Here is a 24632-nt window from a genome sequence, read left to right on the forward strand (position 1 = left end):
ATTTTTGGTATATTGGTGTGTGGCATTTTTTATCTTAAAGGAGAAAGGGAATGGTGTCGGATTATGGGAAAATTCACACACAGAATCCTCTTGTACTATAAATATGTACCGATCGAGGACCCGGAAACTTTCGCACAGGAGCATCTTGAGTTCTGCAAGGAACTTGGACTAAAGGGCCGCATCCTCATCGGTGCAGAAGGCATAAACGGAACGTGCTCAGGCACGGTTGAACAAACACAGAAATACATGGATGCGATGCATGCCGACGAGCGTTTCGGCGACATGGCATTCAAGGTGGATGAAGCGGAAGGCCATGCTTTCCGGAAGATGCATGTTCGATACAGGCAGGAAATCGTCAACCTGAGCCTTGAAGAAGACGTGGATCCAAACGAGCTGACCGGCGATTACCTGGAACCGGCAGAGTTCCTCGAGCAGATGCAGCGTGACGATGTTGTCGTCCTCGACGCGCGAAATGATTATGAATATGACCTCGGCCACTTCCGCGGTGCCATCCGGCCGGAAGTGGAAACATTCCGTGAGCTGCCGGAATGGGTACGCGAGAACCGTGAGAAATTTGAAGGCAAAAAGATCCTGGCTTACTGCACGGGCGGCATCCGCTGTGAGAAATTCACCGGCTGGCTGAAGCGCGAAGGCTTTGAAGATGTGGCGCATCTCCATGGGGGCATCGTCACCTACGGAAAAGACCCTGTAGCAAAAGGGCAACTGTGGGACGGCCAATGCTATGTGTTCGACAACCGGATCGCCGTGCCGGTCAACCAAGTTGAACATGTTGTCGTAGGCCGCGACCACTTCGATGGGACGCCTTGTGAACGCTATGTAAACTGTGCAAACCCTGAATGCAACAAAAAAATCCTGGCATCCGAAGAAAACGAACTGCTTTTCCGCCGCAGCTGCTCAGACGAGTGCCGGGAGCACCCGCGCAACCGCTACTTCCTTGAAACAGGGATGACCGAAGCGGAGTGGCAGGAGAAAGTGGACGAACTGAAAACCCAACAGGCATAAATCAGAAGAGAAAAGAAAAGAAAAGAAGTCGCCGCCGCTTTCCATTATTGGAAGCAGCGGCGGCTTTTTTGGTGCACCCATTCGGGCGGCAGCAACACCTGCAATACTGCCAGTTGGAAGAACCGGATGCTGCCTGGAAGGGCGTGCTAAACAAGACCAGGAATTTCCTGGCTCTATCCGCCATTCCAACGGAGTTGGCCGGTTGCGTGGAATGTTCTTTTTATGTATAAAAGTATAAAACACATAGAGAGGTGCCGATATGTGCGGAAGATTTACGCTATATATCCCATACGGAGAACTGATCGAACGCTTTGGAATCACTAGGTCATTTGAAGAGGCGGATTACAGTCCCAGCTACAACATCGCACCGACCCAGCAGGTGGTCGCCGTGATCAGCGACGGCAGGGAGAACCGGATGGGCAAGCTGCGCTGGGGACTCGTTCCAAGGTGGGCGAAAGATCTGAAAATCGGCAGCCGGATGATCAATGCGCGGGCGGAGACCCTGGCGGAAAAGCCAAGTTTCAGGCAAGCTTTCGAGCGGCGCCGCTGCATCATTCCGGCAGACTCGTTCTATGAATGGGTGAGGGAAAAAGACATCCGTAGACCGATGAGGATCAGGCTGAAGGACGAACCGGTTTTCGGAATGGCGGGACTTTGGGAGACATGGATATCACCGGACGGAGAAAAAGTCCACACCTGCACAGCCATTACGACCCGGCCGAACCGGCTCATGGAAACGATTCATGACCGGATGCCCGTGATTCTCGATAAGTCCGATGAAGCGGAGTGGCTGAATCCGGACAACCGGGACACCATGTCCCTGGGCCGGTTGCTTGTCCCTTACAATGCGGACAGGATGGAGGCTTATGAAGTGTCGCCTGATGTAAACTCGCCGAAAAACAATAGTCCCGAACTCATCGTGCCTTTTTGCTGAGTATAGCTAAGCTAAGGAAGATTAAAGAGATAGAAAGAATATGCTATATGTCGATTGAAATAATCATTCTTCAATAAAGTAAAGAATACTAGTATAATATTCATAACTACTTGACGGAATAGTAAGGCTTTGGGTCGGGAAGGGAGACTTAAGGTTCAACTTTCTTAATGAGAGCAGGTATTAAAATGGAGAAAACAGAGCTTTTCCAATCAAACAACACTGGATATCTCTACGCTGTACTGCATATCGAAAGCGGGTATTATTGCATGATTGCAAACGGAGAAAAAGAATCCATAAGGCTTCCTTCGCCATTGGATCCCTCTGTTCATGACATGGCTCATTTTCGGGATCTGCCGCTCCTCTTTGAAAGAATCCGCGAGGCGCATGCGGGCGTTGAATTCGTCCCTTTCTCTGTAAGGAGAAAAGACGATTCTCAGTCACCCATGTATGTGGAGCGGCTTAAGAGGATTGATGACCACCATGTTTTGCTCCAAGCCATTCTCATTAGGAAAGCACCCGTGAAGCTGGCACCGGCCAGTCCTCAGTCAGCCTGGAGCAGCCCGTTTTTTGAACACATGGAAGAAGCGGGTGTTCTCTTATGCACCAATGGTGAAGTCATGAAAATCAACTCGGCATTTACAAAGGAATACGGCTGGACAGAAGAAGACCTTGTGGGCGGAATTCTTCCATATGTTCCAGATGATCTTCGAGAGGAGTTCGAGCTGACACGGGCCCGCCTGCTCGCCGGAGAAAAAAAGATCAACCTGGATACTGTAAGGCTGAAGAAGGATGGTACGCGTGTGCCGGTCAGCATCCGGGCCTATCCGGTTTTTGACAGTGATGGCCGCCTTGCCGGAACAACGGCCATGCTCATCTCCAAAGAGTCCGCGGCAGCCACTCAATCCCTGATACAGCTTCAGGAGCGGATCATTAAAGATCGGGATCAGCTAATCGTGGATATCATGGAGAATACAGACCTAGGTGTTGGACAATACGACTATATCCGAAATCGTTTTATATACTTGAGTCCCGCCATCAGAGGCCTGTTCGAGGTGGAGCTGAACGAAATTTACGTCAATGCCTTCGCGTTTCAGAAATATGTCCATCCGGACGATCGGGAAAAGATGGCGGATGTGCTTTGCAACCCTGATTCAAACGGAGAGATGGACTTCAGGGTCATCGTCCCGGGCAAGGGACTGAAATGGCTGCGCACTAAATCGGTGCCGATTTATGACGACGAAGGTCGGATTGTGCGGCTGATCGGTTTCACTCAGGACATCACCAGGCAGAAATTCTCTGAAGAGATCAGTCTGAAATGGGAAAAGCTCGGCATGGTCGGTCACCTGGCCGCCGGCATTGCCCATGAAGTGAGAAATCCCCTTACGGCCGTGAAGGGCTTTATGCAGCTGTTGGACGAAACCGGTTCTGCCGGCGATTACGCAGAGATCATCATGGATCAGTTGGAACGCATTGAACTGATTGTGAATGAGCTTCTGATGCTGGCTGAACCTCATGAAGAAGATGAAATGAGACCGGCTGATCTTGAAAAAGTGTTGTCGGAAGTTGTCCCTCTGTTAAAAGCGGAAGCACGTATGCATAATTCGACGATTCGATTTAAAATTCAGGGAGGACCGCTCCCGGCCGTCTGCAAAACAGACGAAATCAAGCATGTGATCATTAACCTTGTGAAAAACTCTTTGGAAGCCATGCCGGATGGCGGCACGATTAATATTTCGGCATGGACCAACGATGGCGGGCCTGTCATCGAAGTCCGGGATGAAGGCATCGGCATTCCGGAGGAACGGCTGACGCGTCTCGGAGAACCGTTTTACTCGAACAAAGAAAAAGGCACCGGCATGGGTCTCATGAAGAGTTTCAAGATTATGGAGCGGCATGGAGGGACGATCGAGTTTGAAAGTGAGATAGGAAAGGGGACTACGGCAAGAATCCGGTTCCCGATAGATTCAGAGACTACTATTTCGTGAGTGTAATATATTGTTTTCGTTTCTTCATCGATTTGTCATGCCACTGTAACAATTGCGTGGTAGAGTGGGTGTCGTTGAAGAAAGGAGACATTTACCATTATGAAAAAAAGCTTGATTGCGCTAACGGCAGCGCTGACACTGGGTGCAGGTGCAGGAACAGTTTCCGCTGCGGAGCATACGGTATCCAAAGGCGATACACTCTGGTCCATTTCTCAGGCCAACTCTGTCACAGTCGCACAGCTAAAGCAGTGGAATTCCCTTTCCTCTGATCTGATCTATCCGGGTGATGTTCTTACTACCTCCTCGGACAGCCCAGCGACACAAACCAATCAGAAAGCGTCTGCTGCAGCGAAGCCGGCGGCATCCGCTTCCACATATACCGTCAAGAGCGGCGATACGCTCTACCGAATCGCGACAAACCATGGTATTAGCGTCAACACACTGATGGGTCTGAACGGCCTCAATGGCACGCTGATCCATCCCGGACAAACTCTAAAAGTATCCGGCAAAGTCGTTCAGGCAAGCGCGTCCAAAACGGAGTCTGCATCGAAGCCGGCACCGTCCGCGACACGTGAACTGTCTGTCCGTGCAACGGCATACACGGCATACTGCAACGGTTGCTCCGGAATTACTGCCACTGGCATCAACCTGAAAGCAAATCCTAACCAGAAAGTCATCGCAGTCGACCCTAAAGTCATTCCGCTCGGAACGAAGGTATGGGTTGAAGGTTATGGTGAAGCAATCGCAGGTGACACGGGCGGCGCCATCAAAGGCAATCGCATCGATGTCTTTATCCCGAACAAAAGCCGCGCGCTGCAGTGGGGATCCAAGACAGTCACAGTGAAGATCCTCGACTGATATCAAACTGAAAACAGCCATCCGCATCATCTGTCATTCAGATGGGCGGATGGCTGTTTCTGTTTATTGCCTCATTCCGGCCAACGCATAGACCGCCACGGCAAGAAGGACAGAACCGGTAAGCAGGAATGCACCGCGTGCGTCCAGGCCCAGGGAGCCGATCAGGCCGGAGCCTGCAACTACGCCGATCGAGAAAAACGCATAAAAATATCCGTAGGCTTTCCCGCGGTAATGCGAATCAGTCGAATCGATCAGAAGAGAGTTGACCGAGGGAAATAGGAACGCGAACCCGACGCCATATAGGGACATCGCAGCATAAAGCAGCGGGAGCTGACCGGCTCCGGACAGGAAGAGCATGCTGGCTCCCATGAGGGCGATACCGAATGCCAGCGTTGCTTCTGGCCTGATCTTATCGAACAGGCGGTTGGTCGGAAGGATAAAGATGAGGATGGCGACGATGCCGAAGACGCTGAGCAATAGTCCGCTCGTCTTTGTATCGTACCCGATTGCTTCAACCTGGAGCGGAAGAACAAGTGCAAGCACGCCCTGGGAGAACATCAGGAAAAAAGCGCCTGCAAATGCACGGATGACACCGGGATGCCTGAACAGTTCCATTACCGGGAAACTCCCGGAAGAGCGGCCGGCTTTTGACTGTGCCTCTTGCTGATTTGTGCTGCCGCGGAGGATGAACACCGCGAGAACGGCAAGTGTAAGGAGAAATGCGCCATTCATCATCATGATAAATGGGGCACCGGTTCTGGAGGCGATGATGCCGCTCAGGGCGGGGCCGGCAATGGCCGCGAGCCCGACAAAAGCTCCCGACAGAGCGGAGTTCTTGCCACGCTTGGATTCTTCTGACCGGTTGGCGATGAATGTGAACGCCGCCGGTACGATCAGCCCTTCCATGAAGCCGTGGATCACACGCACTGCCAAAAGGGAGTTGGGTGTGTCAGCCGGTGTGTAAAGGAACAGGGCGACCGAAGAAAGAAGAAGGCCGGTAATCAGGATCGGAAACGGCCCGAGCCGGTCTGTCCCGAACCCGGACAAAACGTTGCCGATCGTATTGGCGAATGAATAAATGCCGACAACCAGACCGGTCACAAAGGGTGTCGCACCGAGCAGAACGGCATGAGGACTCATGATCGGAAGCTGGCTGAACAGGTCAAAAAACGAAAAGAATATGATGATATAGATGAAGACGTGCATGGCTTGGCCTCTTTCCGGTTCATGGTAAATTCACTTTACCATGGGGGCAGGCAGCCGTCATCCATTTGGAAGCATGGTGTTTATTCCTTCCTGCGAAGGGCAATAGTAGTAATGTTTGCGAAAAATATCACGAATTCAAAGGAGTTGTTTGCATGGATTCAATCAATCTTGCAGTCATTCACTACAGCTCGACCGGAACCAATCATAAACTGGCGCATTGGGCCGGCGAAGTGGCACAGGCAGCGGGCGCGGAAGTCAAGGTGCTCAAGGTTGCCGAAACCGCACCTGAGGCGGCGATTGCTTCTAATCCTGCATGGAAAAAACACTATGAATCCGTGAAGGACGAGCCGGAAGCCAAGCCGGAAGATCTGGAATGGGCGGACGCCATCATCTTCAGTGCGCCGACCCGCTTCGGCAGCAAGTCTGTCCAGATGCAGCAGTTCTTCGATCTGACGGGCGGCCTGTGGGCACAGGGCAAGCTCGTCAACAAAGTATGCAGCGCCATGTCATCCGCCCAGAATCCGCACGGCGGCCAAGAAGCAACCATTCTTTCGCTGTACACCTCTCTGTTCCACTGGGGCGCCATCATCGCTGCCCCGGGGTACACGGATCCTTCCGTTTTCGCTGCCGGCGGCAACCCGTATGGCACGAGTGTCTCGGTCGATCAGGACGGCAACATGGTCGAAGGGGAAGAAAAGATCAAAGCGGCTGTTGAGCATCAGGCCCGCCGTACCGTTGAAGTCGCGAAGTGGGTCAAGCAAGGGGCCAACGGCTGAATCTGAACATTGTGTGAACCGCCTCCATGTTGGGGGGCGGTTTATTCCTGTTGCGGCAGGAGAGAGAGGCGGAGCCACCGTATAATAGAAGTAAAAGAAGGTGGAGGGTGAAACGATGAATACCGTCGTCCAAAAATCCGCAAATCCCATCTGGCTGATTCTGCTGCTGCTTGTTCTTGGATCCAACCTGATCCTCTACAGAACCGAATTTGGAGGATACGTTCTTTCGGTGGCCTCAGAGGCGGTTGTGATCGGTTCCCTGATTGACCTGGCAATCGTGGCGCCGCTATTGTTTTTGGCTTGGAAAAGATCGATTACGCTGAAGGGATTCCTTTTCGGATCAGCCGCGGGCCTGATCACGGCACGGTTCCTCATTCCCGCCGAATGGCTGGGCAGCTACGCGCCGGTCACCTATATCGGAATTGCTGCAGAGGGCGCACTTGTTCTGCTTGAACTGGTGCTCGTCGTCTCTCTGTTTGTCTACCTGCCAAAGATCCTTCGGACGACCAGGCAGGATCTGAAGCCTCTCCTGTTCGCATTCCCTGCTGCCGTCGACAGTCATATCCGGAGCCATCCGATCGTTCACGCATTCTGTTCGGAGATGCTGATGTTCTACTACGCCTTTGGGGCATGGAAAAAGAAGCCGCTGCTCACTGAAGATACCTTCACACTCCACCGCAAAACGAGCCATATGGCCATGCAGCTGATGCTCATCCATGCCATCATCATCGAAACAATCGGCATCCACTGGTGGCTCCATGAAAAATCGCTTGTCCTTTCGATCATCCTTCTGATTCTGAACGTGTATTCGGTCATCTATCTCATCGGGGATATGCAGGCCGTCCGGCTGTCTCCTGCAGTCTTCGGGCCCGACACGCTTTATCTGTCCCTCGGCATGGCCAACCGGATGGAAATCCGCTATACGGATATTGCAGAAGTGGTGACCAGCGGGGAAGAGTTGTCCGGCAAGCTATCCAAGGACACCGCCGAGTTCGTTGCAAAAGATTTTGAAGCCGCCCGCCCGGATGTCCTTATTAAGCTGAAGCAACCTGTTTCCGCGACCCTGTTCATGGGCGTCCGAAGACCTTACGGGTCAGTCGCGGTCAGGGCAGATGAAAAGGATGAGTTTATCAGGCGACTGAAAAAAGAGCTGGGCTTGTAATAATGGTTATTCAATCTTTCCCGAAATGTTTTGAAAACGCATGCTTCATCCACTATAATTTGAATGACACTTGTTTAGGAGGTCGAAGTAATGGTCCAGCTTGACGAACAGTTACAGATGTTAAAAGACCTGACGGATGCAAAAGGGATTCCGGGCAACGAGCGGGAGCCCCGAGAAGTGATGAAGCGCTACATTGAACCGTTTGCCGATTCGATCGGATATGACGGCCTCGGATCACTGATCGCTGAAAAGAAAGGTGATCCGGAAGGACCGCGCGTTCTCGTGGCGGGCCACCTTGACGAAGTCGGTTTCATGGTTTCGAAAATTGATGACAAGGGCTTTCTCAGTTTTCAGACCGTCGGTGGCTGGTGGTCTCAGGTCATGCTCGCTCAGCGCGTGACGATCGTGACGCGTGACGGCAGTGAGCTGACCGGAGTCATCGGTTCGAAGCCGCCGCACATCCTGTCCGCAGATGCCCGCAAAAAACCGGTCGACATCAAGGATATGTTCATTGATATCGGTGCTTCCTCCAAGGAAGAAGTGATGGAATGGGGAGTGCGCCCCGGGGACATGGTCACCCCGTACTTTGAATTCACGGTCATGAATAACCCGGATTACCTGTTGGCCAAGGCCTGGGATAACAGGATCGGCTGTGCCATCGCAATCGACGTTCTGCGCAAGCTGAAAGACGAGCAGCACCCGAACACCGTCTTCTCGGCAGGAGCCGTCCAGGAAGAGATCGGCCTGCGCGGTGCGCGAACTGTCGCTGCCAAGGTTAAGCCGGATATCGGCTTTGCCGTGGATGTGGGCATCGCGGGAGATACGCCGGGCGTTTCGTCCAAAGAGGCTTCCGGCAAGATGGGGGACGGCCCGCAGATCGTCCTGTTCGATGCATCGATGGTCTCCCATAAAGGGCTCCGTGACCTGGTCGTGGACACCGCCGAAGAGCAGGGTATCCCGTATCAGTTTGAAACGATTCCGGGAGGCGGCACGGATGCCGGTTCCATCCACCTGGCTAATGAGGGCGTCCCGTCCCTTGCCATCTGCATCCCGACACGCTATATCCATAGCCATGCGGCGATCCTGCATAAAAAGGATTACAAGCACGCTGTACAGCTGATCGTTGAAGTTATCAAGAAGCTTGACCGTGAAACTGTCGACCGCCTGACATTCGATTAACCAGAACCTCCCCGCCTTCCTTAACCGGTTGGCGGGGAGGTTTTTATTGAAGAAATGGTTATAAAGAACCGCTTGATTTAATATTTATACAATTGTATAATGATGCAACAAGATGAATAAACGGAAGGGTGAGTCGAATGTTCATGACGGGGATGCAGGAAATGGTATTGGTTGAAAGTCTGAAGGGCAAGGATCTGCTGGCACTGGACCAGCTTTCTGGCGACGAAGTAAAAGGGCTTGTAGAACTTGGAGTTGTACTGAAAAAGCTAGGTTCGGAGGGCCGTTATCCAAAACTGCTCGCCGGGAAAATCCTCGGAATGATCTTCGAGAAGCACTCAACCCGTACGAGAATTTCATTTGAATCCGGCATGATCCAACTCGGCGGGCACGCGATGTACCTGAATTCGCGGGATATGCAGATCGGCCGCGGCGAATCGGTATACGACACGGCACATGTGCTGTCCGGCTATCTGGATGCAATCATGATCCGTGCGAATAAGCACACGATGGTGCAGGAACTCGCGGATGAAGCGAGCATTCCGGTCATCAACGGGCTGACAGATATCTATCATCCGTGCCAGGCGCTTGCCGATCTCCTGACCGTGCGTGAGGTGAAAGGCGGGCTGGAAGGCCGCAAAATCGCCTATGTCGGGGACGGGAACAATGTGGCGCACTCCCTGATCATCGCCGCGGCACATACCGGAATGGAAATCTCGGTCGCGACTCCTGAAGGTTATGAGCCTTCGCCTGATGTGATGGAAACAGCCGTCGCCATTGCCGGCAAGACCGGAGGACAGGTCAGCTGGACAACGGATCCGGTCAAGGCAGTCAGCGGAGCGGATGCAGTCTACACAGACACCTGGACCAGCATGGGACAGGAAGAGGAAGCGGCAGCAAGGCTCGAAGCGTTCAAGGGCTTCATGGTCGATGACGCGCTGGTCAAACACGCGAAGGATGACTACATGTTCCTTCACTGCCTGCCGGCCCACCGGGGCGAAGAGGTATCGGCATCCGTCATTGACGGTCCGAATTCTTACATCTTCCAGCAGGCTGAAAACCGCCTCCATGCACAAAAAGCGGTTCTTGCATCGATTCTTTAATTGAACACGCAAAAAGCCGCCGGAGCCGGCGGCTTTTCCAATTGCATTATTGGACCTTTTTGCCGAATGCGCTTTCCAGGTCGGCCAGGACGTTCTGTTTTTCGGCCGGATCGGCCTGCTGCCAGAACTTTTCGAAGATCACGCCGAGACCGGGCAGGAGATGTTCCTCGCCCCGGGAAATGGCATCGTCGATGACGCCCCTGATGTCTTCTGCCGAGTTCCCCTGCATGTTGGCCGTGATGGCATCACGGATCTGGAAGTTCATGTTCATCACCCTCCTGCGGAAAGGTTTTCCGTTTTGCTCGCAGCTTATACCTCCGTTTTGCTACACTAAAGCAAATAACGGATGACGGAAGGTGTCATAGATTGAAGCGGATTGAATCCACACAGAACTCGCTTGTAAAACATTTGAAAAAACTGGTCAACACCCGAAAAGAACGGGACAAAACGGGAGAGTTCCTCGTGGAAGGGGAACACCTGGCGGAAGAGGCGCTTAAAAAAGAAGGTACGGTACTGGCCCTGATCGTCAGGGAAGGCGTCACAATACCTGACTATTGGGAGATTGACGAGGTCCAGCTGATCGAGATTACTTCACAGGTCGAACGGGAGATCACGGATACCGAACATCCTCAGGGGATCTACGCACAGTGCCGGATTCCGGAAGTGACTGCGGATGAGCAGGAAAGCTGGAAATCCCTGCTTCTTGTCGATGCCGTACAGGATCCCGGCAATATCGGCACGATGATCCGCACGGCCGACGCAGCAGGCATCAATGCGGTGATTCTCGGGAAAGGAAGCGCCGATCCGTATGCTCCGAAAACGGTCCGCTCCGCTCAGGGCTCGCATTTTCATCTGCCGGTAATCCGGGGAGATCTCCGGGAAACGGTCCATGAGTTGAAAAACAGGGGGATTCCGGTTTACGGAACGGCGCTTGAAGGTGCAGTGGCATACGACAATCCGGGCAAAAGCGACGCGTTCGCGCTGATCGTAGGAAACGAGGGGAGCGGAGTCGATCCTGAGCTGCTTGCAGAAACGGACAAGAAACTGATGATCCCACTCCGGGGACTTGCCGAGTCGCTGAATGTGGCTGTCGCGACCGGGATTCTTCTCTATGCACTGCGATCATGAACCGGCTTGACCCCCGGCAGAATGTTCCGATATACTGAAGAAGTAAATGACCAAAGACATTGAGCGGGAAGAGTAGGCTGCCCATCGGATGACAGGGAGCCGGCGCCAGGGACTGGAAGCGCCGGTGATCGGATGACGCTGAAGTTCACCCCGCAAGTTGCCGCCGGGACCAGCATCAGCTGTAAAGGCGAGCCGGCACACAGCCGTTATCCTGTCCAGAGTGACCGCACCTTTGTGCGGTAATCAGGGTGGTACCGCGAGTTCAGCCTCGTCCCTTTTGAGGGGCGGGGCTTTTTGTATGCCCGGAACATGAAGGACAGGCAGCAGTCTGGTTAACGAAAGGAGAATCCGAATGGAGCAGCAACTGCAGCAGTTGAAAGATGAAGCGCTTCAGGCCATCGCGTCAGCTACCGACGTGAAGTCGCTGAATGATGTCCGGGTCAAGTATCTGGGCAAGAAAGGGCCGATCACGGACCTGCTAAAGGGAATGGGCAAACTCCCGGCTGAAGAACGCCCGAAAATGGGGGCGCTTGTCAATGAAGTGCGCGGCGAAGTGACCGCAAAGCTGGAAAGCCGGATGGAGGCACTTGAAGAAGAGGCGGTCGCGAAAAAGCTGGATGCGGAGTCGATCGACGTCACGCTTCCGGGCACGCCGGTGAAGGTCGGAAACCATCATCCGCTCACCCGCATCATCGAGGAGATCGAAGACTTCTTTATTTCGATGGGGTATGAAGTCGCTGAAGGGCCGGAAGTGGAGAAGGACTATTATAACTTCGAAGCGCTGAACCTGCCGAAGGGCCATCCGGCACGGGATATGCAGGATTCGTTCTACATCACCGAGGACATTCTCCTCAGGACCCATACATCTCCTGTGCAAGCTCGCACGATGGAAGCGAAGGAAGGCAAGCCGTTCAAGATCATCTGCCCGGGCAAGGTGTACCGGCGCGATAACGACGATGCGACCCACTCCCATCAGTTCACACAGATCGAAGGGCTTGTCGTCGGCGAAAACATCCGGATGAGTGACTTGAAGGGCACGCTGGACCGCTTTGCCAAAAAGATGTTCGGCGAAGAAAGGGAGATCCGCCTCCGCCCGAGCTACTTCCCGTTCACGGAGCCGTCCGTCGAGATGGATATCTCCTGCTTCAAGTGTGGCGGGTCTGGCTGCAATGTCTGCAAAAAAACAGGCTGGATCGAGATTTTGGGAGCCGGCATGGTCCACCCGAACGTACTCCGCATGGGTGGCTATGATCCGGATGTGCATTCCGGATTCGCTTTCGGCATGGGGCCGGAGCGGATCGCAATGCTGAAATACGGAATCGAGGACATCCGTCATTTCTACACGGATGATCTCCGGTTTATCGGACAATTCCGCAGGACGGAAGGCTGAGGAGGGCGACACATGAAAGTTTCACTGAACTGGTTAAGCGATTATGTCGATATTGAAGGTGTGGAGCCGGCTGAGCTGGCAGAAAAAATCACAAGGTCAGGCATCGAAGTGGATGCCGTGGACGACCGCTCCGAAGGGCTGAAGAACATCGTCGTCGGCCATGTTCTGGAGTGCAGTCAGCATCCGCAGGCGGACAAACTGAACATCTGCCGTGTGGATGTGGGCGAGGAAGAGCCGAGCCAGATCATCTGCGGTGCACCGAATGTTGCGGCCGGCCAAAAAGTGGTTGTTGCGCGGCCGGGCGCCCGCCTGCCGGGCGGCGTGAAGATCAAGAAGGCGAAGCTGCGCGGGGAGGAATCCCATGGGATGATTTGCTCACTGCAGGAACTCGGTTTCGACGGAAAGGTCGTTCCGAAAGCCTATGCATCCGGAATCTATGTGCTTCCTGAAGATGCCCGCCCGGGTGAGGACGCACTATCGCTTCTCGGTCTGGACGACACGGTTCTTGAGCTGGACCTGACACCGAACCGCTCCGATGCGCTCAGCATGCTGGGGGCTGCCTACGAAACCGCTGCGATCCTGTCGAAAGACGTGAAGCTTCCTGAAACAGCTCATGAGGAAGCGGCAGAACCGGCATCCGGCCACCTGAAACTCCGCGTCGATGCACCGGAAGCCAACCCGCTTTACGCTGCCAAGGTTGTGAGGAACGTCAAGGTAGGGGAATCCCCGGAATGGCTGAAGGCGCGGCTCATGGCTGCCGGCGTCCGTCCGCTCAACAATATCGTCGACATCACGAACTACGTTCTGATGGAGTATGGCCAGCCGCTTCACGCGTTTGACTATGACCGGCTCGGCACAGGGGAGATTGTCGTCAGGCATGCAGCAGAAGGCGAAGTCATCGAGACGCTTGACGGCTCGGAGCGGAAGCTGGAACCGCATCATCTGCTGATCACGAACGGCCGCAAACCGGTCGCCATCGCAGGAGTCATGGGCGGCGCCAATTCTGAAGTCCATGACGGCACAACGACCGTCGTGATCGAAGCGGCTTACTTCAGCCCTGCATCCGTCCGGAAGACGTCACGTGAATTGGGCCTCCGGAGCGATGCCAGCACACGCTTCGAAAAAGGGGTCGATCCGAACCGTGTCATCGAGGCGGGCGAACGTGCCGCCGCCCTCATGGCCGATCTGGCCGGAGGCGAAGTGCTTGCCGGCACGGTGCTGTTCGACGAATTGGACAAAGAGCCAAAACGCGTCACCGTTTCCCCGGATTTCATCAATGAGCGCCTCGGGATGAAAATCCCGTTTGAGGAAATGGAAGAGATCCTGCGCCGCCTGCAGTTCCCGTATGAAGCGGTGAACGGGCAATTCGTCATAGACGCCCCAACCCGGCGTGTGGACATCTCCATCCCGGAAGATATCGTGGAGGAAATCGCCCGGCTTTACGGCTATGACGAGATCCCTGCGACACTGCCTGTGACAGAGTCGATTCCCGGAGGCCTCACGCCTTACCAGAAAAAGCGCCGCACGGTCCGCCGTTACCTCGAGGGTGCGGGACTGTATCAATCAATCACGTACTCTCTGACATCTGAGCCGGAATCCCAGAAGTTCGCACTTGAGACCGCACCGGTGACGCGGCTCCTCATGCCGATGAGCGAGGAGCGGAGCACGCTCCGCCAGAGCCTTCTGCCGCACATTCTCGATGCGGTCACCTATAACACGGCACGTCAGACAAGTTCGGTTGCACTCTATGAAGTCGGCGCCGTCTTCCTCGGTGAAGGCGCAGACGGTCTGCCGACAGAAATCGAGCACGCTGCGGGCGCCATCACGGGTGAATGGTCGGGAGGCGGCTGGCAGGGAGGACAAAAGCCGGCAGATTTCTTCGCGGTGAAAGGAATTGTCGAGGGACTTGCTGCTGAACTGGGCCTCTCTGACAAATTGTCCTATCGCAAAGCCGAAATGGAGGGCCTCCATCCTGGACGGACTGCCGATGTCCTGCTGGACGGCGAGCGTGTCGGCATTATCGGCCAACTGCATCCGTCCGAACAGAAAGCTCGTGACCTGAAAGAAACCATCGTCTTCGAGCTGAACCTCCAGCGCCTGCTTATGGAAGAGACGGAAGCTCTTCTTTACACGCCGGTGCCGAAGTTCCCATCGATCAGCCGGGATATCGCGCTGATCGTTCCAAAAGCTGTCCAGGCGGCAACGCTGAAAAGCACCATCCGCGCAAATGCCGGAAACATGCTGAAGGAAATCCGCGTATTTGATGTGTATGAGGGCGACAGGATGGAAGAAGGCATGAAGTCGATTGCATTCTCGCTGACTTACCTGGATCCGGAGCGCACGCTCACGGACGAGGAAGTCTCCGAAGCGCACAACCGTATCTTGGCTGCCCTTGAAGCTGAAGGCGCAGAGATCCGAAACTGATGAACAATGAAGCCTCCGTCGGATTGCCGACGGAGGCTTTCTGTTGGTTTTCTCACATGAAATCCAAGGGAGAGGCAGGATTTGATCGATTTAAACGGAAAGGGAGAGTGTGGCGAGGCAGGCAGGAGATGAGGAACTAACCAAAGGCCCTCAAGCATGTGTACGGACCAAAGAGGAGCGCGATATGCATAAAAGGCTGTCCGGCATCAGCCGAACAGCCCATTAACATCATTCATAACTTCCCGGATCGCTTGGATGCAAGGGCAGCGGCTTTCCGGGTATTGGCAAAATGGCGCTTCGTGATGGAGGCCAGGAAGTCATCACCTTTTTTCAGCAGAATCTTGGCAGCAGCCTCATCAACCGGCTTACCGGCGCCTTTTGGAAGCCGTACTCCTGCCTTTTCGCTTAGCCGGTCCATTTCCTCAAGAAAGGCCACCCTGGCCAGTATCGATGCGCACGCAACGGAAACATGAAGGTTTTCCGCCTTTGTGGAGAATAGGACGTTTTCGCGTATGATTTCCGGTTCGGATGCGATATGGCGATAATAGATGCCGCGCTCGGCAAACTGGTCGATCAGGATATGGTCCGGCTTTGTTCCATCCAATTTCCGCAAAACATGTTTCAGCGCCTGATTGTGGAGCAGTGCCTTGATCTTTCCCTGAGACCAGCCCTTGGCCTGGACGGCATTGTATTTTTCGTTGGGCAGTACAAGTACGCTGTTTGTGAATGCCGCCTTGATTTCCGGGCCGATTTTCTGCATATAGGCATCTGTCAGCATTTTTGAGTCTTTGACGCCCAGTTCCTCGGCCAGTGCAATCATTTCCGAGGGTACATAGCATGCTGCAACGGTGACAGGACCGAAGAAGTCACCTGTCCCGGTTTCATCCGATCCGAGCACCGACATGCTAGCGAGGCGGGGAGGCAGTTTTTCGCCTTTGGGTGAGGACGTCTTAGGGGAGCCCGCAGAAGAAGTGCCTCCCCATCGGGAAGCCTCTGCTTCGGCACCCCCTCCCTGGAACAATACTTTTCCGGATTTATAGGCGGTGATGGATACGCCCGACGACTTGGCGGCAAACACCACGCCGGGAGCATTCCGTTCGATTTTGGAGCCCGCATAGTGGGCCATGAGTTCCCGGATCTTTTCCGGGCCCAGTTGGATTACTGCATTCGACATGTTTCTCATCCTTCCGCCGTATCGTACCTACACACGGCAAGTCTTTTCATGGTAATATGGTGTATGGGATTTTTCAAGGAGGTGGCGGGAGTGGCTGAACCGGAAAAAAACCGTGTGTCCGTCGACATCTACGGTCAGACATACCAGATGATGGGAAAAGAATCTGTCGGACATATGCGGCTCGTCGCTTCGCTTGTAGATGATATGATGCGCGAGATCTCATCAAAGAACCGCTCGCTCGATACTACGAAAATTGCGGTTCTCACCGCACTCAATACAGTTAATGACTCGATCAAGCTGAAAGAGCGGATTGAAGAACTTGAAAAAGAACTGAACCAATTGAAGGGCTGACACTTGCATGCTTGATTTAATTATACTGATTGTTCTCTTGGGTGGCCTCGTAGCAGGCTATAAACGGGGCCTTATTGTACAGCTCCTACATATGACCGGCATCATCATCGCGCTGTTTGTTGCGTGGAAGTATTACAAACCGCTTGCCGAGAAGTTCGTGCTCTGGGTACCCTATCCAGCGGTGGAAGCGGGGAACTCGCTCCGGATTTCATTCGGAAGCATCGATTTTGATGAGACATTCTATCGGCTGCTGGCTTTTGTCTTTATTTTCCTGGCCGTGAAACTTGTGCTTCATCTGATTGCTTCCGCTCTGGACTTCCTGAAATACCTCCCGGTGCTCGGGTCGGTCAATTCATTTGCGGGGGCGGCACTTGGTTTCCTGGAATTTTATCTGATCTTGTTTTTCATCCTCTACATCGTGGCGATGGTGCCGATTGCCTCAATCCAGAACATGATTGATTCCTCGCTCCTCTCGGGGGCGATGCTGAAACATACGCCGGTCATCTCCGAAATGGTGAAAAACTGGTGGTTCATCTATGTAAAATGAGAGCTTCCCTTCCGATGAGGGAAGCTTTTTATCCGAAAGGGGAATGGTGACGGTGAACAAGAAAATCATCATCAAGACGCTTGAAGAAATTGCCCTCCATATGGAATTGCTCGGAGAGAATCCGTTCAAGGTCGGGGCATTCCGGAAGGCTGCCGGTGTGCTCGAGCAGGATCCGCGCAGCCTTGCAGAAATGGATAATATCCTTTCTCTGAAAGGCATCGGAAAAGGCACCGGTTCGGTAATTACCGATCTGCTGGAAAAAGGGGAGTCGGAGCTTCTTAAAGAGCTTCAGGAACAGGTGCCCGACGGCCTGATTCCACTGCTGAAGATTCCGGGCCTCGGCGGCAAAAAGATTGCCAAGCTGCACAGTGAACTCGGTATCGATTCGGCTGACTCGCTCCGCGCAGCCTGCGAAGCGGGCGAGGTAAGTAAGCTTGCAGGATTCGGCAAGAAGACCGAAGAGAAAATCCTTGCGGAGCTGGAAACGTTCGGCCAGCGTCCGGACAAGCTGCCGCACTGGCAGCTGGAACCCGTCGTCAGGATGATTGAAAGCGTACTGAATGCGATTCCAGAGGTGGACCGCCATATGGTGACCGGAAGCTACCGGCGTACTGCGGAAATGAGCAGTGACCTGGACTTCATCATTGTCACCAAGGAACCGCAGCGGGTCAATGAAGCACTGGCAGGCTCCCTCCCGGTGATCGGGACCGATGCATCGGGTGAAGCCAAGCTGTCGGTCACCGTTGATTCGGACGAGCCGGTGGATGTGGATTTCCGTTTTGTCACGGAGCAACAGTTTGCCAGCGCCATCCACCACTTCACAGGATCGAAGGATCATAACGTCCGGATGCGGCAGATCGCAAAAGAACGGGGCGAGAAAATCAGTGAATATGGCGTGGAGCAGGAGGACGGCAGTGTGCTCACGTTTGACTCCGAGGAAAGCTTCTTTTCCCATTTTGATCTGCCGTACTTCCCGCCGACTGTCCGTAAAGACGGGACGGAGCTGGACCGTGCTGATGAACTGAAAAACCTGATCCGTCCGGAAGATATCCGCTCAGACCTTCATATGCATACGGTCTGGTCGGACGGAGCGGAATCCATCCGTGAAATGGCGGAGGCCTGCCGTGAACTCGGGTACAGCCACATGGTCATCACGGACCACTCCCGCTATCTGAGGGTGGCGAATGGGCTGACGCCTGAGCGCCTCCGCGACCAGATCCGTGAAGTCAGGGAAGCCGATGATGAAATGGACGGTATCACGATTCTCTGCGGTACTGAAATGGATATTCTGCCGGACGCGACGCTGGACTTTGATGATGAGCTGTTGTCTGAGCTGGACTTTGTTATCGCTTCAATCCATTCCAACTTCAGCCAGCCCCAGGAAAAGATCATGGAGCGCCTCCATGCTGCGATCTCTAACCCGCATGTGGACATGATCGCGCACCCGACCGGCCGGATCATCGGCCGCCGGGACGGCTACGCGCCCGATGTGGCACAACTGATCGAATGGGCGGCAGAGTACGGCAAGATCCTCGAGCTGAATGCCAACCCGTACCGTCTTGACCTTGCTGAAGAATGGCTCATGCTCGCCGCGGAAAAAGGCGTGCCGATCGCGATCAATACCGACGCACACAGTGTCGGGCAGCTGGACTATATGGAAACCGGCGTCCGATATGCACAGCGTGCATGGCTGAACCGCGATATGATCGTCAATACATGGACACTTGACCGTTTCCTGTCGCATCTCGGCAGGGAACGCTGATTTAATAGAGAGACCAGATCTGAAAGGAAGTGGGGCACATGGAGGCCCGGGTCCTGAAAACACTTGAATTTGATAAAATCCGCTCTGAAGTGGCTGGCCATTGCACATCGGCGCTCGGACGCGCACGGATCGGGGAGCTCGTCCCTTCCGATGACCTCGGAAAGGTCCGATCGCTCCTTGAAGAGACGGATGAAGCACTGGCCATCTACCGCATCCGGGGAAATGTCCCGATGGGCGGCCTGTTCGACATCCGGATGTACGCAAAGCGTGCCCAGGCAGGCGGTACACTCGGCGCCGGAGAGCTGATGGAGACGGCGAGCACGATCCGTGCAGGCTGCATCCTCCGTCAGTTCCTGGAGGCCATAGGGGAAGAAGGGGAGATTGCCATTCCGCTCTTTCTTGCAAAAAAAGAGGAGATGCCGATCCTAACGGCGCTTGAGCATGAAATCAATGCCTGCATCGATGAAAACGGCAAAGTGCTGGACAGCGCTTCTTCGGCGCTCCGCTCCATCCGGCAGCAGCTGCGGACCCAGGAGGGAAGGGTTCGGGACAAGCTGGAACAGTATACGAGAAATAATTCTAAAATGCTGTCTGACTCGATCGTGACCATGCGGAACGACCGGTATGTCATTCCGGTCAAGCAGGAATACCGGACGCATTTCGGCGGGATTGTCCATGACCAGTCCTCTTCGGGGCAGACGCTGTTCATCGAGCCTGATGCTGTCGTGCAGGCGAACAACGAAATCCGTCAGCTGAAGGCGAAGGAAAAGGAAGAGATCGAGCGCATCCTCCGTGAGTTGAGCGGCCATGTGCAGGAACATGCTCATGAACTGTTTATCATGGTCCGCATACTGGGGGATATGGATGCTGTACTTGCCAAGGCGAAATACGGGATGACCCAGAAGGCGACCGTGCCGAAGGTCAACAACGAGGGTTACATCCGCCTTGTCAAATGCCGCCATCCGTTTTTGTCGAGGGAAGAGGCCGTTCCGAATACGATTGAATTTGGCAGGGATACGACGGCAATCGTGATCACGGGTCCGAACACCGGCGGTAAAACCGTTACACTGAAAACGGTCGGACTTTGCACACTCATGACCCAGGCAGGAATCCCGATTCCGGCACTCGACGGATCGGAAATGGCCGTTTTCAAGGATGTGTTTGCCGATATCGGCGATGAGCAGTCTATCGAACAGAGCCTGAGTACTTTCTCCTCCCATATGGTCAACATTGTCGACATCCTGAATAAGTTCGATTCGGAATCACTCGTCCTGTTTGACGAACTCGGTTCCGGTACCGATCCGCAGGAAGGAGCGGCATTGGCCATCTCCATTCTGGACGAAGTCCACGGCCGGGGAGCCCGGGTCATGGCGACGACGCACTATCCCGAGCTGAAGGCCTATGGATACAATCGTCCCGGCGTGGTCAACGCGAGCGTTGAATTCGATGTCGAGACACTGAGCCCCACATACCGTCTTTTGATCGGTGTGCCGGGGCGGAGCAACGCGTTCGAGATATCCAGCCGGCTCGGACTGCCGGACAGGATCATCCGCCACGCCGAAACCTTTACCGGCGAAAACCGGAACGAAGTGGAAACGATGATCACCTCACTTGAGGCGAGCAGGGTACAGGCGGAAAAAGACGCTGAGGAAACGGCAAGGGTCCTCGAGGAATCCGAGTCGCTCCGCAAACAGCTGGAAACGCGTCTGTCCGAGTATGAATCGAAAAAGGAATCGCTCGAGCAGAAAGCCCGTGAAAAGGCAAAGAAAATCGTCGAGGATGCACGCAGGGAAGCGGAGTCTGTCATCTCGGAACTCCGTGCGCTCAGGCTGAATGCCGGCGCTTCGGTTAAAGAACACGAACTGATCGATGCGAAAAAGCGCCTGGAAGGCGCGATTCCGGAAGAGGAACTCGCTAAGAAGCCGAAGCAGAAGGCGAAGCCAGCAAAAAGGGAATTCCGTCCCGGGGATGAAGTCAAGGTGCTGAGTTACGGACAGAAGGGTTCCCTTGTTGAGAAGATGTCCGGCGGTGAGTGGATGGTCCAGCTCGGTATCCTAAAGATGAAAATCGATGAATCCGACCTGGAGTATATCAAGCCGGAAAAAGAAAAGGAAACCGTCAATGTAAATGCGGTCCGCGGCCGGTCGGGCGCAGGAGTGAAGCTCGAACTCGACCTTCGCGGCGAGCGGTACGAAGATGCCATCCAACGAACGGAGAAATACATCGATGATGCGCTTCTTGCCAACTATCCGCGTGTGTCGATCATCCACGGCAAGGGGACAGGCGCACTCCGCGAAGGGATCCAGAAGTTCCTCCGGCGCCATCCGCGTGTCAAAAGCTTCAGGTTTGGCGAAGCGGGCGAAGGCGGCTACGGGGTCACTGTGGTTGAACTGAAGTGAACAGGCGGATACCGGACGGAGCCATGCACTGAATCGGTCCGAATTGAAACCTTCCCGCCGTTCATCCGTATAGGTATCAAAACAGCAAAGGAGCAAATGGAATGCTTCTATCGAGTTTCTGGACACATCCGCTCGTAGAGACGGCCGGCTATTTCAGCGTCACGGTCCTCTGCCTGGTTGTTTCAATGGTGATTTTTGAAATTGTGACGAAATATAAAAACTGGGAAGAGATCAAAAAAGGAAATGTGGCGGTCGCCCTCGCAACAGGCGGCAAAATTTTTGGAGTGGCAAATATATTCCGCCATTCCATCGAACAGCATTCCTCGCTGCCGGAAATGCTCGCCTGGGGAGGGTTCGGATTTTTCCTTCTCATCATGGCCTATTGGCTTTTTGAGTTTTTGACTCCCCGTTTCAATGTGGACGAAGAGATCGGAAACGGCAACCGGGCTGTGGGCCTGATTTCCCTCATCATCTCTGTGGGACTAAGCTATGTCATCGCAGCAAGCATCACCTGATCTCCGGATCCGTCCCCGAAAGGCGGTAATAGGCATGGACATGATCAAACTGGCCAAGCTGCTGCTGGTTTTGTGTGCCGGCTTCATCATCGTCGGCATCTGGTGGCTGTTTTTCTGAAGCCATGATATCAGTGGGCGGCGTTCCAGGCTAAACCAAAACTTTGTGTGCTAAAGACGGAGCATATACGCCTCGCTTCACCATCAGCACTGGCACCATCCAAAGGCGCAGGGAAACCTGCGCCTTTTTACATTGTCTGTTGAAAGCGCATACATCATAAGGTAAGATAGTAATAGGAATTTTCTGACGATTCTTAGGAAGGGGTCTGATCATGACGGAAAAACCATGGCTGAAGAACTATCCCGAAGGAATTCCGCCGACACTTGACTACCCTGAAGAACCGCTGCAGGATGGCCTCACCCGTTCGGCGTCCAAGTATCCGGAGAAAACAGCCATCCATTTCCTGGGCAGACAGGTGATTTATCAGGAGCTGTACGAATCTGCCCTGAAATTCGGGAATTACCTGAAAAGCCTCGGAATCGGAAGGGGGGACCGGGTGGCGATCATGCTGCCGAACTGTCCGCAGAATGTCATTGCGTTCTACGGAATCCTGTATGCGGGCGGCGTAGTTGTCCAGACAAACCCTTTATACACAGAGAAGGAACTTGCTTATCAGATGAAAGACTCGGGAGCCCGGGCGATCCTCACTTTGGATATCCTGTTTCCGAGGGTGTCCAAAGTCATTGGCGAAACCGCTTTGGAGAACGTGATTGTCACCGGGATCAAGGACTACCTGCCATTCCCGAAAAACATTCTTTATCCGTTTGTGCAGAAAAGAGAATATGGCATGACGGTCAAGGTTGAACACCGCGGAAGAAACCACCTGTTTACAGAAATCATGAAACGCAGTCAGGCGGAGCCGATCCAGGCATCCGAGACCGACCAGGACGATCTCGCACTTCTTCAATACACAGGCGGCACAACCGGTTCTCCGAAGGGCGTGATGCTCACACACCGCAACCTCAATGCAAACACGGAGATGTGTGCGGCCTGGATGTACCGCTGCGAACCGGGGGAAGAAGTGGTTCTCGGAATCCTGCCGTTCTTTCATGTCTACGGGATGACAACTGTACTTGTGCTGTCGGTCAGCCAGGGGAACAAGATGGTTCTCGTGCCGAAATTCGATCCGGAAACTGTGCTGAAATTGATCGACAAGCAATCACCGACCCTGTTCCCGGGAGCGCCGACCATATACATCGGCCTGCTGAACCATCCTGATATCGGCAACTACGATCTGTCTTCCATCAAAGCTTGCCTGAGCGGTTCGGCTCCCCTTCCGGTCGACATCCAGACCCAGTTTGAGAAAATCACAAAAGGCAAGCTGGTCGAAGGGTACGGACTTTCCGAATCGTCACCGGTGACACACGCCAATCTGATTTGGGACGGCGAGAGGAAAAAAGGCTCAGTCGGGATTCCATGGCCGGATACCGAAGCCGCCATTTTCAGGACCGGGACGACGGAATCGGTGGAACAGGGAGAAGTGGGAGAAATAGCGGTAAAAGGCCCGCAGATTATGAAAGGGTACTGGAACCGTCCGGAAGAAACGGCCGCCACCCTTAAAGACGGCTGGCTGCTCACTGGAGATCTCGGGTACATGGACGAAGACGGCTACTTCTATGTGGTCGATCGCAAGAAGGATATGATCATTGCCAGCGGCTACAATGTATATCCGAGGGAGATCGAGGAAGTGCTCTACGAACATCCTGATGTGGCAGAATGTGTTGTAGCCGGTATTCCCGACCCGTATCGCGGGGAGACGGTCAAGGCATACATCGTCCTGAAGGAAGACGCTGAAGTGACGGAGGAAGAACTGAACGCGCACTGCAGGAAGAGCCTCGCTGCCTATAAGGTGCCGAAACTCTACGAATTCCGTAAGGAGCTTCCGAAAACGGCAGTCGGCAAGATATTGAGACGCTCATTGATTGACGAAGAAAAAAAGAAGATGGAAGAGGAGAAGGTCATCTCCTGAACAAGGCTTGACATCCAATCAGCCAGAGAATAATATAGAAATATGAATGAATAGTCATTCATATTTCTTTTTTATTTGGTGGTGAACCCAATGAATCGGAATAAGCCGAAGTACGGACAGATTGTGGATGCGGCCGTGATCGCCATCGCGGAGAACGGGTACCACCAGGCACAGGTATCAAAGATCGCCAAACAGGCGGGGGTGGCCGATGGGACAATCTATCTGTATTTCAAAAACAAAGAGGATATTTTAGTCTCGGTCTTTCGTGAGAAAATGGCGTTGTTCATGGACAGGCTCAGGCCGGTTCTGGAAGACGGACAGATGTCGTCCGAAGAAAAACTGTTCCGGATGATCGAAAATCATTTCAGCGTCCTCTACTCTGACCGTCACCTGGCCATCGTCACCCAACTGGAGCTGCGCCAGTCCAATAAAGAACTGAGGCTAAAAATCAATGAAGTCCTGAAAGACTATCTTTCCATGCTGGACCGCATCCTTCAAGAAGGAATCGAGCGCGGTGAGTTCGAAGTAGATATGGACATCCGGCTTGCACGGCAGATGGTATTCGGAACCATTGATGAGATTTCCACCTCGTGGGTGATGAATGATCAGAAATATGATTTAATTAAACTGGCGCCGGATGTACATAGGCTGCTCATGCAAGGCATGAAAGCCAAGTAAGGGGGATGGGTGGA

General features: G+C 53.8%; 22 protein-coding genes and 1 other annotated feature. Of the genes, 19 read left to right on the forward strand and 3 right to left on the reverse strand.

Annotated features, from left to right (window positions below):
- Positions 1-63: 63 nt before the first annotated feature.
- From trhO to DZC51_RS00165, 4 genes are all read left to right on the forward strand, one after another.
- Positions 64-1023, forward strand: a complete 960-nt coding sequence (gene trhO / locus DZC51_RS00150) for an oxygen-dependent tRNA uridine(34) hydroxylase TrhO (RefSeq protein ID WP_157293334.1) — start codon at positions 64-66, stop codon at positions 1021-1023.
- Positions 1024-1282: 259 nt separating this feature from the next.
- Positions 1283-1957 carry an SOS response-associated peptidase gene (locus tag DZC51_RS00155; protein ID WP_157293335.1) on the forward strand — a complete coding sequence of 225 codons (675 nt, stop codon included), beginning with the start codon at positions 1283-1285 and terminating at the stop codon, positions 1955-1957.
- A gap of 185 nt (positions 1958-2142) precedes the next feature.
- Complete coding sequence (locus DZC51_RS00160) at positions 2143-3942, forward strand: PAS domain-containing sensor histidine kinase (RefSeq protein ID WP_198304018.1); 1800 nt, start codon at positions 2143-2145, stop codon at positions 3940-3942.
- Positions 3943-4041: 99 nt separating this feature from the next.
- Entirely contained in the window at positions 4042-4800 is a 759-nt protein-coding gene (locus DZC51_RS00165) for a 3D domain-containing protein (RefSeq protein WP_157293337.1), read from the forward strand.
- 63 nt (positions 4801-4863) lie between these two features.
- On the opposite strand, the gene DZC51_RS00170 is transcribed toward DZC51_RS00165, so the two are convergent.
- Positions 4864-6006: an MFS transporter gene (locus tag DZC51_RS00170; protein WP_157293338.1), complete on the reverse strand. Its 1143-nt coding sequence runs from the start codon at positions 6004-6006 to the stop codon at positions 4864-4866.
- A gap of 152 nt (positions 6007-6158) precedes the next feature.
- On the opposite strand from DZC51_RS00170, the gene wrbA reads away from it, so the two are divergent.
- The 4 genes from wrbA (at position 6159) to argF (ending at position 10223) form a co-directional block, all read left to right on the forward strand.
- Positions 6159-6782: an NAD(P)H:quinone oxidoreductase gene (wrbA, locus tag DZC51_RS00175; protein WP_157293339.1), complete on the forward strand. Its 624-nt coding sequence runs from the start codon at positions 6159-6161 to the stop codon at positions 6780-6782.
- A 115-nt stretch (positions 6783-6897) separates the two neighbouring features.
- Positions 6898-7944: a beta-carotene 15,15'-monooxygenase gene (locus tag DZC51_RS00180; RefSeq protein ID WP_157293340.1), complete on the forward strand. Its 1047-nt coding sequence runs from the start codon at positions 6898-6900 to the stop codon at positions 7942-7944.
- A 90-nt stretch (positions 7945-8034) separates the two neighbouring features.
- Positions 8035-9123, forward strand: a complete 1089-nt coding sequence (locus DZC51_RS00185) for a M42 family metallopeptidase (protein WP_157293341.1) — start codon at positions 8035-8037, stop codon at positions 9121-9123.
- Between the two features lie 137 nt (positions 9124-9260).
- Positions 9261-10223, forward strand: a complete 963-nt coding sequence (gene argF, locus DZC51_RS00190) for an ornithine carbamoyltransferase (protein WP_232524032.1) — start codon at positions 9261-9263, stop codon at positions 10221-10223.
- 46 nt (positions 10224-10269) lie between these two features.
- Here argF and sspI read toward each other — a convergent pair whose 3' ends face one another.
- The gene (sspI, locus tag DZC51_RS00195) at positions 10270-10488 is read right to left on the reverse strand and encodes a small acid-soluble spore protein SspI (RefSeq protein WP_157293342.1); all 219 of its coding nucleotides are present in this window, start codon (positions 10486-10488) and stop codon (positions 10270-10272) included.
- Positions 10489-10589: 101 nt separating this feature from the next.
- On the opposite strand from sspI, the gene DZC51_RS00200 reads away from it, so the two are divergent.
- The 3 genes from DZC51_RS00200 to pheT all read left to right on the forward strand — a co-directional run bounded on the left by DZC51_RS00200 (position 10590) and on the right by pheT (position 15165).
- Positions 10590-11351: a TrmH family RNA methyltransferase gene (locus DZC51_RS00200; protein ID WP_157293343.1), complete on the forward strand. Its 762-nt coding sequence runs from the start codon at positions 10590-10592 to the stop codon at positions 11349-11351.
- Between the two features lie 50 nt (positions 11352-11401).
- Positions 11402-11630, forward strand: a binding site (T-box leader).
- Positions 11631-11703: 73 nt separating this feature from the next.
- Positions 11704-12741, forward strand: a complete 1038-nt coding sequence (gene pheS, locus DZC51_RS00205; RefSeq protein ID WP_157293344.1) for a phenylalanine--tRNA ligase subunit alpha — start codon at positions 11704-11706, stop codon at positions 12739-12741.
- 12 nt (positions 12742-12753) lie between these two features.
- Complete coding sequence (gene pheT, locus DZC51_RS00210) at positions 12754-15165, forward strand: phenylalanine--tRNA ligase subunit beta (RefSeq protein ID WP_157293345.1); 2412 nt, start codon at positions 12754-12756, stop codon at positions 15163-15165.
- 232 nt (positions 15166-15397) lie between these two features.
- Here pheT and rnhC read toward each other — a convergent pair whose 3' ends face one another.
- On the reverse strand, positions 15398-16339 hold the full coding sequence (gene rnhC, locus DZC51_RS00215; protein WP_157293346.1) for a ribonuclease HIII: 942 nt from the start codon (positions 16337-16339) through the stop codon (positions 15398-15400).
- A gap of 90 nt (positions 16340-16429) precedes the next feature.
- Here rnhC and zapA point away from each other — a divergent pair, with 90 nt between their 5' ends.
- The 8 genes from zapA (at position 16430) to DZC51_RS00255 (ending at position 24618) form a co-directional block, all read left to right on the forward strand.
- Positions 16430-16690, forward strand: coding sequence for a cell division protein ZapA (gene zapA / locus DZC51_RS00220; protein ID WP_157293347.1), 261 nt, complete (start codon positions 16430-16432; stop codon positions 16688-16690).
- 7 nt (positions 16691-16697) lie between these two features.
- Positions 16698-17237: a CvpA family protein gene (locus tag DZC51_RS00225; RefSeq protein ID WP_157293348.1), complete on the forward strand. Its 540-nt coding sequence runs from the start codon at positions 16698-16700 to the stop codon at positions 17235-17237.
- A 43-nt stretch (positions 17238-17280) separates the two neighbouring features.
- Positions 17281-18999, forward strand: a complete 1719-nt coding sequence (gene polX / locus DZC51_RS00230) for a DNA polymerase/3'-5' exonuclease PolX (protein WP_157293349.1) — start codon at positions 17281-17283, stop codon at positions 18997-18999.
- A gap of 38 nt (positions 19000-19037) precedes the next feature.
- Positions 19038-21398: an endonuclease MutS2 gene (locus tag DZC51_RS00235; protein WP_157293350.1), complete on the forward strand. Its 2361-nt coding sequence runs from the start codon at positions 19038-19040 to the stop codon at positions 21396-21398.
- A 101-nt stretch (positions 21399-21499) separates the two neighbouring features.
- Complete coding sequence (locus DZC51_RS00240) at positions 21500-21913, forward strand: DUF350 domain-containing protein (protein ID WP_157293351.1); 414 nt, start codon at positions 21500-21502, stop codon at positions 21911-21913.
- Positions 21888-22031, forward strand: coding sequence for a hypothetical protein (locus DZC51_RS00245; RefSeq protein ID WP_157293352.1), 144 nt, complete (start codon positions 21888-21890; stop codon positions 22029-22031). Before DZC51_RS00240 ends, DZC51_RS00245 begins: the two co-directional genes overlap by 26 nt.
- A 211-nt stretch (positions 22032-22242) precedes the next feature.
- On the forward strand, positions 22243-23940 hold the full coding sequence (locus DZC51_RS00250; protein ID WP_157293353.1) for a long-chain-fatty-acid--CoA ligase: 1698 nt from the start codon (positions 22243-22245) through the stop codon (positions 23938-23940).
- Positions 23941-24030: 90 nt separating this feature from the next.
- Positions 24031-24618: a fatty acid metabolism transcriptional regulator FadR gene (locus DZC51_RS00255; RefSeq protein WP_157293354.1), complete on the forward strand. Its 588-nt coding sequence runs from the start codon at positions 24031-24033 to the stop codon at positions 24616-24618.
- The last annotated feature ends 14 nt before the right edge of the window (positions 24619-24632 follow it).

It is taken from the genome of Bhargavaea sp. CC-171006 (assembly GCF_009761675.1).
Classification (GTDB): Bacteria; Bacillota; Bacilli; order Bacillales_A; family Planococcaceae; genus Bhargavaea; species Bhargavaea changchunensis.

Coding starts and splice junctions, on each gene's coding strand:
- pheT (WP_157293345.1), top strand. CDS start 12,754: ATGAAAGTTTCACTGAACTGGTTAAGCGATTATGTCGATATTGAAGGT.
- DZC51_RS00235 (WP_157293350.1), top strand. CDS start 19,038: ATGGAGGCCCGGGTCCTGAAAACACTTGAATTTGATAAAATCCGCTCT.
- DZC51_RS00250 (WP_157293353.1), top strand. CDS start 22,243: ATGACGGAAAAACCATGGCTGAAGAACTATCCCGAAGGAATTCCGCCG.
- rnhC (WP_157293346.1), bottom strand. CDS start 16,339: ATGTCGAATGCAGTAATCCAACTGGGCCCGGAAAAGATCCGGGAACTC.
- polX (WP_157293349.1), top strand. CDS start 17,281: ATGGTGACGGTGAACAAGAAAATCATCATCAAGACGCTTGAAGAAATT.
- DZC51_RS00225 (WP_157293348.1), top strand. CDS start 16,698: ATGCTTGATTTAATTATACTGATTGTTCTCTTGGGTGGCCTCGTAGCA.
- DZC51_RS00180 (WP_157293340.1), top strand. CDS start 6,898: ATGAATACCGTCGTCCAAAAATCCGCAAATCCCATCTGGCTGATTCTG.
- wrbA (WP_157293339.1), top strand. CDS start 6,159: ATGGATTCAATCAATCTTGCAGTCATTCACTACAGCTCGACCGGAACC.
- sspI (WP_157293342.1), bottom strand. CDS start 10,488: ATGAACTTCCAGATCCGTGATGCCATCACGGCCAACATGCAGGGGAAC.
- DZC51_RS00255 (WP_157293354.1), top strand. CDS start 24,031: ATGAATCGGAATAAGCCGAAGTACGGACAGATTGTGGATGCGGCCGTG.
- DZC51_RS00170 (WP_157293338.1), bottom strand. CDS start 6,006: ATGCACGTCTTCATCTATATCATCATATTCTTTTCGTTTTTTGACCTG.
- DZC51_RS00160 (WP_198304018.1), top strand. CDS start 2,143: ATGGAGAAAACAGAGCTTTTCCAATCAAACAACACTGGATATCTCTAC.
- DZC51_RS00245 (WP_157293352.1), top strand. CDS start 21,888: ATGTCATCGCAGCAAGCATCACCTGATCTCCGGATCCGTCCCCGAAAG.
- trhO (WP_157293334.1), top strand. CDS start 64: ATGGGAAAATTCACACACAGAATCCTCTTGTACTATAAATATGTACCG.
- pheS (WP_157293344.1), top strand. CDS start 11,704: ATGGAGCAGCAACTGCAGCAGTTGAAAGATGAAGCGCTTCAGGCCATC.
- DZC51_RS00240 (WP_157293351.1), top strand. CDS start 21,500: ATGCTTCTATCGAGTTTCTGGACACATCCGCTCGTAGAGACGGCCGGC.
- argF (WP_232524032.1), top strand. CDS start 9,261: ATGTTCATGACGGGGATGCAGGAAATGGTATTGGTTGAAAGTCTGAAG.
- DZC51_RS00165 (WP_157293337.1), top strand. CDS start 4,042: ATGAAAAAAAGCTTGATTGCGCTAACGGCAGCGCTGACACTGGGTGCA.
- DZC51_RS00155 (WP_157293335.1), top strand. CDS start 1,283: ATGTGCGGAAGATTTACGCTATATATCCCATACGGAGAACTGATCGAA.
- DZC51_RS00185 (WP_157293341.1), top strand. CDS start 8,035: ATGGTCCAGCTTGACGAACAGTTACAGATGTTAAAAGACCTGACGGAT.